At 65.5% G+C, this 10,382-nt stretch carries 5 protein-coding genes; all 5 read right to left on the reverse strand.

Going from position 1 to position 10,382, the window contains the following annotated elements; all coding sequences use genetic code 11:
* The coding region (locus B4L36_RS04020; protein WP_292952735.1) for an ATP-binding protein at positions 1 to 2,403 on the reverse strand (2,403 nt) is incomplete at its 3' end.
* 30 nt (positions 2,404 to 2,433) lie between these two features.
* Positions 2,434 to 5,379 carry an NAD(P)-binding protein gene (locus B4L36_RS04025; RefSeq protein ID WP_292952738.1) on the reverse strand — a complete coding sequence of 982 codons (2,946 nt, stop codon included), beginning with the start codon at positions 5,377 to 5,379 and terminating at the stop codon, positions 2,434 to 2,436.
* A gap of 49 nt (positions 5,380 to 5,428) precedes the next feature.
* Complete coding sequence (locus tag B4L36_RS04030) at positions 5,429 to 6,817, reverse strand: hypothetical protein (RefSeq protein ID WP_292952741.1); 1,389 nt, start codon at positions 6,815 to 6,817, stop codon at positions 5,429 to 5,431.
* Between the two features lie 95 nt (positions 6,818 to 6,912).
* Positions 6,913 to 8,355, reverse strand: a complete 1,443-nt coding sequence (locus tag B4L36_RS04035; protein ID WP_292952744.1) for a hypothetical protein — start codon at positions 8,353 to 8,355, stop codon at positions 6,913 to 6,915.
* Positions 8,356 to 8,648: 293 nt separating this feature from the next.
* Positions 8,649 to 10,382 (reverse strand): Ig-like domain-containing protein (locus B4L36_RS04040; RefSeq protein WP_292952746.1); only part of this gene is annotated, 1,734 nt, incomplete at its 5' end.

Here is a 10,382-nt window from a genome sequence, read left to right on the forward strand (position 1 = left end):
GTAGAACAGCGGCACCGCGCCCCAGATCAAGGCGTATGGCAGCATCGCCGGAATCGACAATTCGGCCTGATGCGCGTCGGTTTCCGCCACCAGCCTTTCGACCGCGTCGATCTGGCCCGAAATCGCCCGTGCCGGCGCTTCGAACATCTGCGCGGCCGCAAAGATATCCATGCCGTAACGCGCGATCATGCCCGCATGATCCGCGATCCGATAAAGGTCCCGTATCCTTTCGATCTGGCGAAACTGCGTGCGGAAGTCGCCCTGGTAGAAACATCCGCAATTGCGGGTGGCCAGCGCGGCCAGTCGCACTTCGTCGCCTCCGGCGCCCGCCGGCATGCTTTGGGCCAGGTCCGCCAGCAGGGCGTCGAAAGCGTCAGCCCGGGACTTGTCGCCGGCAATGATCGCATGGGAGAAGCTTCCGAACAGCGCCGCCGCGCTGTTAGGCCCCAGCGAGCCGGACGAAAGGGCAATCCTGTGGACCGCCCCGAAGGCGTCGCGAACGGGCTCTGCGGTGAACCCCTGCGCCTGCATCAGAACCGAGCCGCGCGCCGTCTGGCAGGCAATCGCCATTTCCGCGCGGGCCGAGGCATCGTCCAGATCGTCGCAGAGCGCCAGCGCCGTGCCGGCATGTCCTTCGGCATCGGCAAAGGCACCCTGCAGCAGCCCGATCCGGCTGGCCGCGAGATAGGACCGGATGGCCGGGCCGATCTGACGCGCCTTTCGCTGATGTCGGGCCAGCAATGCCGGGTCGCGGGATATTCGATCGACATGGCTGGACTGAAGGATTTCCGCAATGCGCCGGTGCAGCGCCTCGCGATTGCTGCGCAGGACCGAATGATAGGCCGCCTGCGCCAGAAGGGCGTGGGCAAATTCCCATTCAGCCGCGGACCGCTGCATGACGACCCCAGCCGCCCGGGCGTGTTCCAGCGCGAAGACCGGATCGGCGCTGGTCGGATCGAGGGCGCGAAGCAGATCGACCGCGAAGATGCGGCCGATCGCCGAGGCGCGCTGCAGGATCGGCTTCGCAGGGCCGGTATCGTCGATCCGGGCGGCCAGCAGATCCATCAGGGTGTCGGGAACCGTCTCCTCGACCCGACCGATCTTGAGCGCCCGCTTGGCCAATTGGTCCAGATAGAGCGGAATCCCCCCCGCCTGCTCGACCAGGCTGGCGGCATTGACGCCGTCCTGCGCGCCCAGCGACGCCAGCATCCGATGGGCATCGCCCTGCGACAGAGGATGCAGCGAGAGCGTCTCGAATACCAGCCCCGAAAGATGCTTGCCCAGCTTGGAATCCTCGCGGCTGGTGAGGATCAGACGGAACCGGGATCGTTCGGGACTGCGCAGAATGTGCTGCAATACGCCGAAACTGGCGATGTCGAACCAGTGCAGATCCTCGAAGATCACCATCCCGTCGCGCTGGACGCTTTGCAGGGCACGCCAGAGCCCGGCTTCGATCCGGGCCTTCAGCGCGAGATTGGACAATTCCGTCAGAAGCGCCGCGCCTTCGGGCAGACCCATGATCAGGGCCAGGCTCATCCGATCGGCCTTGGACAGGTCCGGAAAGCCTTGCGTGATCTCGGCAAAGTCGGGTGTCAACGATTTCAGCCGCCACGAGATCCAGTCCTTGAACGGCTGATAGCTGGAGCCGCTCTTGATCCCTTCGGCCTGAATCGTGGTGGCGATGCCGGCCCGCTGCGCCATGTGCTGCGCCACGGCGGTCTTGCCGATCCCCGCCTGCCCGACGATCAGCACCGGCATCCGGGCGGCCTCGATCGCGGCGCATTCCTTCGCGCGCCCGACCAGGTCGGCCGTTCCCGGCGCCACGTCGCGATGGGGGGCTATCTGTGGCACGAACAGCATCTGCGGCTGTGCGAAACCCTTCAGGATCTGATTTGGCACCGGCGTCAGGGTGAACTGGCCGCGCAACATCATCCTGGTGCCTTCAGCGATCATCACGCCGCCGGGTGCGGCCAGTTCCTGCACCCGCTGGGCAAGGGTCGTCACCGTCCCGGTGATCCGCGGCCAGGCCTCGCGCGTCATGTCGGGGCGCACCGCGACCTCTCCGGTGGCGACGCCGGCGCGCAGCGTGAATCCGCCCTGCCCCGCCTTATCCTGCGCCAGTTCCGTCACCGCGCGCAGCGCCGCATCCACCGCTTTCGAGGCCGCCAGTTCATCCGCGCGCGACAGGCCGAACACCGCCACGATTCCGTCGCCCAGATATTCGGTCACCTCGCCGCCATTGATCTCGACGATCTCGCCGCAGCGCCGGTAATATTCCTCGAGCCAGTCCTGCAAATCTTCCGCATCGGAGGTGCTTGCGACTTCGCTGAACCCGACCAGATCCAGAAAGACCGCCGTGACCTGCTTCCGCTCGCCCTCGGGGCGGGTCACGATCCGGGACATTGCGGCTCCTCTCGACCCTTGCCGCTGACGCTACGGCAATTTCGTTCTTTCCCCTTCTAGTTGAGCTATCCTGCTGTTGTCCAACGGATTCGACAGGGTCCAGCTGGTCCAGATCCGGAATGCGCCGGGCAATTTATGCAAACCGTTCTCTTGCACCGCGCCCATGGCAAGGGGCTGCGCGGTCATGCTGCCCTGGGGAATATTGGCCAATGCGGCATCCGTCACGTCGATCCGCGCGCTGACGCCGGCGACATAGGCCGAGGTCAGATTGAAATCGAAGGACGAGAATTGCCAGCGGCTGAACTTGCCTTCCGACACCACGATCTGCTCGGCAAGTGATTGCACCAGGCCGCAATCGGGCGAATGCGTCAGCGGCCGCGCGAAATCCTTCTGCTGGTAGCGGCCCGACCAGATCGGGCGCCCATCGGTGGCGGCGACCGAGTAGTGACCATTGCCCATCTGCAACCGGCCCATCCGCTTGTTGTAGCCATACCACCATATCCCGGCCAGCCGCGCCCAATTGTTGGTGAGGTAGAGATTGGGCAGATAGCTGAACACGCCCTCATGCCCCTCGACCTGCACGAAATTGATCGCGATGATCGCCTCGCAGTAGTTGCGATAGCCCATGATCTTGGGAAGGATCGAGGCCCGCACGCCGACCTGCTGATTGGCCAGGATCGCGACCGGGTGCTGACCCTCGGGCGTCAGCGTCTGGGGATGAAGGCTCATTCCGTCGGGCAGAACCGCCTCGAGCGCGCGGGCATCGACGGCATGAAAGCTGAACCAGCCGTCGATCCGGCCGGTGCCATAGACCGGCGTCAGCGGCCAGGGCGCGGACTGGGCATAGGGGCTGGACAGTTTCGTGGCATCCGTCGGTCCCGCATCGGGGGCAAGATCACCCTCGCCGACGATCTTAAAGTCGGCCCCGGTCAATCCGCGCGCGGCCATCAACCCAGAGATGGTCGCGGCCTCGACGCAGCCGGCATTGATCCCGCAGCGTGTCCAGTCGCCGGCCAGATAGAGGTTTTCAAAGCCCGATCCATCGGGTGGCAGGCGATACTGGACCGTGTTCGGCACGGACAGCACATAGCGTTCCGAACCGTAGAAGTTCTGCCGGAAATATTGTCCGGCAAACTTGTCATCGGGGGTCCGGGCGCCGTCGGCATAAAGAATCGAGGCGTCGAATTTGCCGGCCTTTCCCGCCCCGGGCCAGAGCCGGGTCAGCTCCGCATCGGCCCAGTTTCGCACCGCATCGGGCCAGCGGTCGGGACCGGTGCCCGCATCCTGCGCCGGACTGCAAAAATAGGCGATGGCGGTTGGCCCATCCGCCGGCCAGTCCTCTCGCGTCAGCAGATCGGACATGTCGGCCCAGGTATCGAGCGGCTCGGCGAAACTGGTGATCACCGTTCTCAGATCGCCCTGGTCGCCGGAATTATGTGCTGCGACCAGGGCGTTCCAGCCCAGTTCCTCGGGCGTTTTGGTGCACCAGAACTGCGCGGCCTGCGTTGCCACGGTGGGCAGGTTCTTCAACATCGCATTCCAGCGGGTCGAGGCCGCGGCCAGTTCCGGCGTCAGATAATGCAGCGATCCCAGCGACGCGCCCAGAATCACCAGATCGAAATCCCGTCCCTGCTCCAGGCGATAGGCGCGCCCCGACGGCACCGATTTCTCGGATTCGAAATCGACGCCCTCGGCCTTCAGCGCCGCCCCGTCCCTGAGCTGGCTCCAGTCAGGTTCCGAGGGCCAGCAGGGCAAGCCCCTGACATCGACCAGCGGCTCGTAGTCGCCCGACAGGACCTCGGCCTGTTCGACCATGTCGATGGCGACGACGGCGTTCCCGTCCGGCGCAAGGGCAAGGTTGGTGGCGGCATTGAAGTATCTGAACCGCACCCCGCGCGATTTCAGCACCTGATAATAGGGCGCGAAGACCGTGTCCCCCATCCCGGCCTGCATCTTGTAGAACAGCGCGCCCTTGTAGGTGAAGGCCAGGCGCAGCAGGCCCCTTATGGCGGTGCCCGCGCCGACCTCGCGATCGTCTGTCACGCCGCCGGGATAGCCGAAAACGTAATCGTAGCAGCCCCGGAACACGGCGGAATAGACGGCCTCGCGGCTGGCCCCGCATTGCAGCAGCCAGGTGCTGATTTCCTGATCGTCGATCGCGTCGAAGCCCTTGCGAAACAGGCCGTTGTCGATGGCACCGCGACAAAAGGCCAGCGACAGGCTGACCAGATAGCCGATCCGGCGCGCCGTGTCGCCGCCACCCAGATCGGCGGTCGCGTGCCAGATCTGGGCGTGACGGACCAGCGCCGCGAGATACAGCGTCTGCGAGGTGGTGTGGTCAAAGGCATTGTCACGCAGCGTGGCCGCATAGGAACGAAGGTGATGCAGCGGCGAGGCCGCCGCAAGCGGCAGGGCCCTGCGAGCGAATTCGGCCTGGAACCGCGCCGGAATTTCCTGCGGCGTGGCGCCGACACGGCCATCCAGAAAACCCGCGACGGCCTGCAGCAGGGCCTTGAAGTAGCCGAAGGGCGTTGGCAACAGCCCTCCCTCGCCGGGTTGGCCGGCGATTTCGGGAAAGTCGATGCGCCAGGGCCGCAGCGACCGGGTGCCGTCGGCCTGTGTCACCTCATCGGCCAGAAGGAAATGGTTCAGTCCCCTGAACGCCTTGTCCAGCGTGCCCAGCGGCGCATCGGGGCTGCGCAGGCCGGTCCGGTTCAGGGTCTCGTAGCAATCGCGCATCAGTCGAAAACCGTTGTCGTAGAAACCGGCCCAGATATGCAGGCCGTGTTCCTCGATCCGCTGCCCCCTGGCGGCATTGCGCCCGCTGGCCCCCTTGCCGCCCAGCCGCCAGCCAATCTGGTAGAACGTGATCTGGTATCGGTCCTGCCAGTCGGGCAACTGGGTGATGGCATAGGCGGCCGTCACGGCGCCTACACCCCCGCCGATGATCGCGATCTTCCGGGGCTCGGTCTGCATGATCTCTCCTCGCCGAAACTGTCGTCAGCCGATGGGAACACGAAAAGCGCTAGGCGGGAAACTGAATCACGCCGCCGATGACATGCGCGGTCTGGTCGATCAGCGGCACGGTACCGGATGGCGGTGCCGCGCCAAGGGTGACGGTCAGCTCCGTCCCGGTCGATTGCATGTCCAGAACCCGGTAGTCGCGACCATCCACCCCCAGCGAGACGATCTTTCCCAGACTCAGCTGCGCCGCCTGGTCCGTCGTCACCTGGCCGGCCAGCGCGTCCAGATTCGTACCGCGAAATGTCATCTTCACCGTCGGTTGCTGCGCGATGACAAAGGTTTGGACCCGCGCGAAGGATCCGCCCGGTCCGAACAGCGCGTCGATGGAGAAGGCAGAGCCCTGAAGCTGCAGGCCGGTCACGTCCTTGCCGGTCTTGGCCACGATCTGCTGCAGGATCGGCAGGCTGAACCAGCCGCTCTGGCGGTCGGCAGACAGGGAAACCGGGTCGGCCCGGATCGCCGTGATCCCGGTATAGACGATCTCCAGCCCGACATGACGCGCCGCCGCCCAGGGATCGACCGGGCGCGCCGTATCCTCGGGCGCGGCCGCCACCGACAGTCGCAGGTCGGTCCGGGGAACTCGGCCCAGGCTCTGCCGGTCAAGGCTCAGGCTGGCCATGCCCGCCCCGGCATCCTCGACGTCGATGGTCACGCTCACGGTGCTTTGCCGGTTGTCCAGACCGGCATTGATCTGGTTGTTGGTGGGCAGGCCGCAATAGGCCACCGACCATGCCGACGGTCCGGTCGGCAAACCGCCATTGCCCGCCCCCGGATGGATGGAATGCGCCCGCGCCGCGGAAACCAGTGCCGCGGCCGCCTGCGCCTGCCGGGCGGATTTTTCCACCGTCTCTCCCAGCGACAGCCACGCCGCATAGGCCGCCGAGAACGAGGCCAGAACGGGCGGAAACCGGGGCGGAGTGCCGGGATAATGCGCCCCGACATACCAGGAGACATAGCCCGGTTTCGTTCGCGGCACCGCCCCCGAGGCCTGGATCATCGCGGCCGTGATCGGTCCGAATTCGGCCTCGAAGACCTGGACCACCCTGTCGCCCTGTCGGTCGAAATCCCCGATGGCCTGCTTCTGCGCCCGGATATCGGCTGTGGATGTATGATATCCGACCGAAGCCAGGATCGCGGCGAACTCGGCGCTGAAACTGCTGCCGGTCATGCTGGCGGAATGGGGTCCGTCCAGCCTGCAGATCTGGTCTATCAGGCCGAAGGTGTGCGGATTCCACATCACCGGCATGCCGTATTGCACGTTGAAATTGTAGCCCGGCGGGTAGCGGATCACGCGAAATCCCGGCTCGATCTGCGCCCCCAGATAGGCTGCGATCCTGCGAGAGATGGCTTCGGCGGCGCGGTCATCCGTTGTCTGCCCGGCCTGTGTCATCGGTCGTCCCCCATATCGGGCGGGGCGGCCATCGCGGACCGCCCCGGTTCGTGTCCGTCATGCGCCCGCTTCAGGCGCGGTTCGGCATCTCGGCTTCAGGCCGGCGGATAATCGGCGACGCCGCCCAGAACGTTGGCAACCTGCTGGGTGGGCGGCACGGTACCGATGACCTTGGGCGGCGCGAAGACCACGGTGACCTTGCCCGAGGCGCTGTCCCTGTCGACCTTGGTGATGCCGTAGCTTTCGTTGAACGACCCGACCGAGAAGATCCCGAACAGCTTCACATCCACCGAGGCATTTTCCTTGAACGAGGACGTGACCGAATTGGCCATGTCGGCCGAAAACACCATGGTGATGGTGGGCGCCTGGCTGATCACCAGGGTCTTCAGCCGCGAGAACGGCTTGCCCTGGCCGAACATCCTGGCCGGGGCATATTGGTCCGTCGGCGCGATCTTGAAGCCCGACACGCTGTCGTCGCCCGATCCCGTCACGATCGAACGCAGCAGCGATTCGTCATACCAGCCGGTCGTGTTGTCGGCGCTCAGCGTCAGGGGATCGATCTGGACGATGGTCACGCCGGGATATTCGATCGTCATGTCGAAGGAGGACGAGGACGAGGTATGCTTGGACCAGTCATAGCTGGACCCGGCCGAGATGCCGATATCGACCACATCCAGCACCGGGATTGTGAAGCCGGTCTTTCCCGCGATCGACAGGCTGGCGTCGGTGGACGAGAAATTCGAGGCCGAGACCTCGATCGATACCTTGCTGCCGCTGTCGAGACCGGCCTGGATCACCGTATTGGACGGCATCGGCGTCCAGCCGACATAATAGGTGCTGTCGGTCGTCTGCAGTCCGCCATTCGCCGCCGTGGGATTGGTGGCGTTTTCCCGGGCCGCGGCCAGTTGCAGCTCTGCCGCAGCCTGTTCTCCGGTGATCCGGATAAGCGGTGCCAGCATGTTGATATTGTTCGAGAATGCCGCCGCCAGGCCCGGAAACCCGGCCGAGGCCAACTGCCGCGCCGCGGTCGCGATATTGGCCAGGGAATGATCGGTGGGGTCCTTGCTGAAGTTCTTCAGCAGCGCCGCCAGGACGCCGGTGAACGTGACCGGCGAAACGGCGTAGGCCGCCGCGAAGCCACCCGACGACGCCTCGTTGGTGATGGCGATCTTCTGGTTGTCATAGGCGGGGTCGTTGACGATCTTCTGATCGGCCGCCGAGAACTGGTACTGCGCCGCGTTCAGGATGCGCGCATAAAGCGTGCTGAACTGCTCGTTGCCCAGCGTCAGCATCCCGTTGCTGCCGACCGCCAACGTGCCGTTGAACGTGTCGAGCATGGTGGAATTGTAGTAGGCGTTGTTGCCATATTGCACGACCGGGTGAAAGCCCGGAGGATAGCTGACGGCAGCAAAGGTTCCGGGCAACTGGCTGCCCAGAAGCGTGCCCACCTTGGACGTGATCGCATCGACGAATGTCTTTTGACTGGGCGTCAGGTCGGTGGCTGCGGCCGGGCGTTCCATTGTGATGGTGTCGGACATGGATCTGTTCCTTGATGGAGTCCCGCCTTTCGGCAGGAGGTGAAAAAGGCACCCTCGCTGAAAGATCCGGCCAGGGCCCGAGACGGGAGGGTGGCGGGTGCCGGTCCGCACCGGAACTCGCGCCCTTGTTGTATCCCGCCCGACCGACTCGCACTGTGCGCCAGAACACGAAGCCCGAAAAAAGCACCGGCGCGGAGGCCGGTGCCGATGACATGGCGCGCCGCGCGCCAGGGATACCGGCCGCGCGCGCAATCTGCCCGGCCGCTTGTCGGTCCGGGCAGCCGATGATGGTTCTAGAACCGCATCTCGAAATCCAGCGCCGCCCCCCTTGCCCCGTAGCCGGTATCGCCCAGACCGTCATAGAACGTGGTCAGGCTCAGGCTCGACGCTTCGCCCAGGCGAAACTCGGCGCCCAGGTCGATGCGCCCGCGGGTGCTGGTCGCCGTGTCGCCCGGGGCCTGCTGATCCGAAAAGATCCCGCTGATGCCTCCGCTCAGAAGCATCTCGTTGTCGTCAAGCCTCACCAGATGCTCGAAGCCCAGCCCGAAGGCCGCTTCGGTCAGTCGAATGCTTTGCGCACCGACCGTATTGCCCCGGCTGTCGACATAGCGTTTCTGCCGATCGACCAGATGCGACAGATCGAGCGAGGGGATGATCGTTGTCGTCTCGGTCCACGCGAATCGGCCTTCCACGCCGGCCGTCAGCAATGTCCGGGTGGACGAAAAATCATCCGGTGCCTGACCCGCAAGTGTCAGGGTGTTATCGCTCCGCCCATGCAGGATCGAGGCCGAAAGATAAAGCGGCTGATCGGGCAGTCGCGCCACCAGATACGGGCCGGCCAGCCAGCCCCGTCCCTCGAAGGAACCGGCGTCAAGACCCGCATCGGCGCTGTCGAATTGCAACATGGCCCCGACGATCAGGTTCTTTCCGCGCAGGAGATGCGCACCGAGGGCAAGGTGATAATAGTCCATTTCCGTCGAAACGGAATCAGACCACCGTCCCTGAGCCAGCGCCCAGAAAGTGCTGTCCTGTCCCCCGGCCCCGATGCGGAAGTTGCCCTGCCCCCGGCTTGCCCGCGCCTCGAGCCCCGAAGCTGCCGAGCCGGTCAGGAAGCCGCGCAAATCCGGCTGGGCACCGATCAGGGCGCGGCCACGGGCGGTCAGGGCGTCCGTGATCGCCTCCTGCGCGATGCGCGAGGTGTCGGGCAGGACCGTCAGCGGCGCCGCCGCCAGATTCGGGTTGGTCGCCAGATCCTCGGCAACGCCCGCGCGGACGCCGATCGTGACCTCCGCAACCGCGCCGGGCGTGATCCCGGCACGGTAGACGGCGCCGGTCCCCGAAAACGCGGTCACCGTCCCGCCGGAAACGGTCACGTCGCCGGTTTCGAACCCGACAACCGGTTCCGAGAAGGTGATCGTCACCGTGAAGGCCGACATGTCGGTCAGGGTCGCCGGGGCGCCCGAAAGCGCAACCGTCGGTGCCTCGTAATCGGGAAACAGTTCTACCGTCGTCGCCGCCGAACTGTTTCCGGGCGCGTTCGCCGCAGTGACCGAGACCGTGCCGCCCGTCATGTTGGCAGCCGACGTGACCGAGAACAGGCCGCCCGTTGCCGTCGCCTCCTGAAAGGACGCATCGGGGAAAGTCACCCTCACCCTCGCATCGGCCGCGGCGGTGCCGCCGATTGTAAGCGACCGGTCCGCATTGATCGCGGCGGTGGTGATGACCGGGGGCGGCGGGGCCGCCGCCGGCGTGACCGTCACCACAAGGATCTGCTGCACCGCGCTGTTGCCTGCCGCATCCGTCGCGTCGATCAACACCTTGCTGACCCCGACCGGAAATGCGAACGGGCTGGTGATCACGGCCCCGTCCAGGGTGAAGACGGGTGTGACCGCCTGATCGACATTGTCGGTCACCGTCGCCTTGAAACCGACCAGCGCGGTTCCGTCCGGACCGGCCTCGGCCCTCAGCGGTACGGGCGCAGCGATTACCGGCGCCACGCTGTCGCCCGGCGCGGTCACCGTGATCGC

The organism is Paracoccus sp. UBA889 (genome assembly GCA_002294185.1).
Classification (GTDB): domain Bacteria; phylum Pseudomonadota; class Alphaproteobacteria; order Rhodobacterales; family Rhodobacteraceae; genus Paracoccus.

Excerpts from the sequence above, each read along its gene's own strand:
- B4L36_RS04025 (WP_292952738.1), bottom strand. The coding sequence starts at position 5,379 with ATGCAGACCGAGCCCCGGAAGATCGCGATCATCGGCGGGGGTGTAGGC.
- B4L36_RS04030 (WP_292952741.1), bottom strand. The coding sequence starts at position 6,817 with ATGACACAGGCCGGGCAGACAACGGATGACCGCGCCGCCGAAGCCATC.
- B4L36_RS04035 (WP_292952744.1), bottom strand. The coding sequence starts at position 8,355 with ATGTCCGACACCATCACAATGGAACGCCCGGCCGCAGCCACCGACCTG.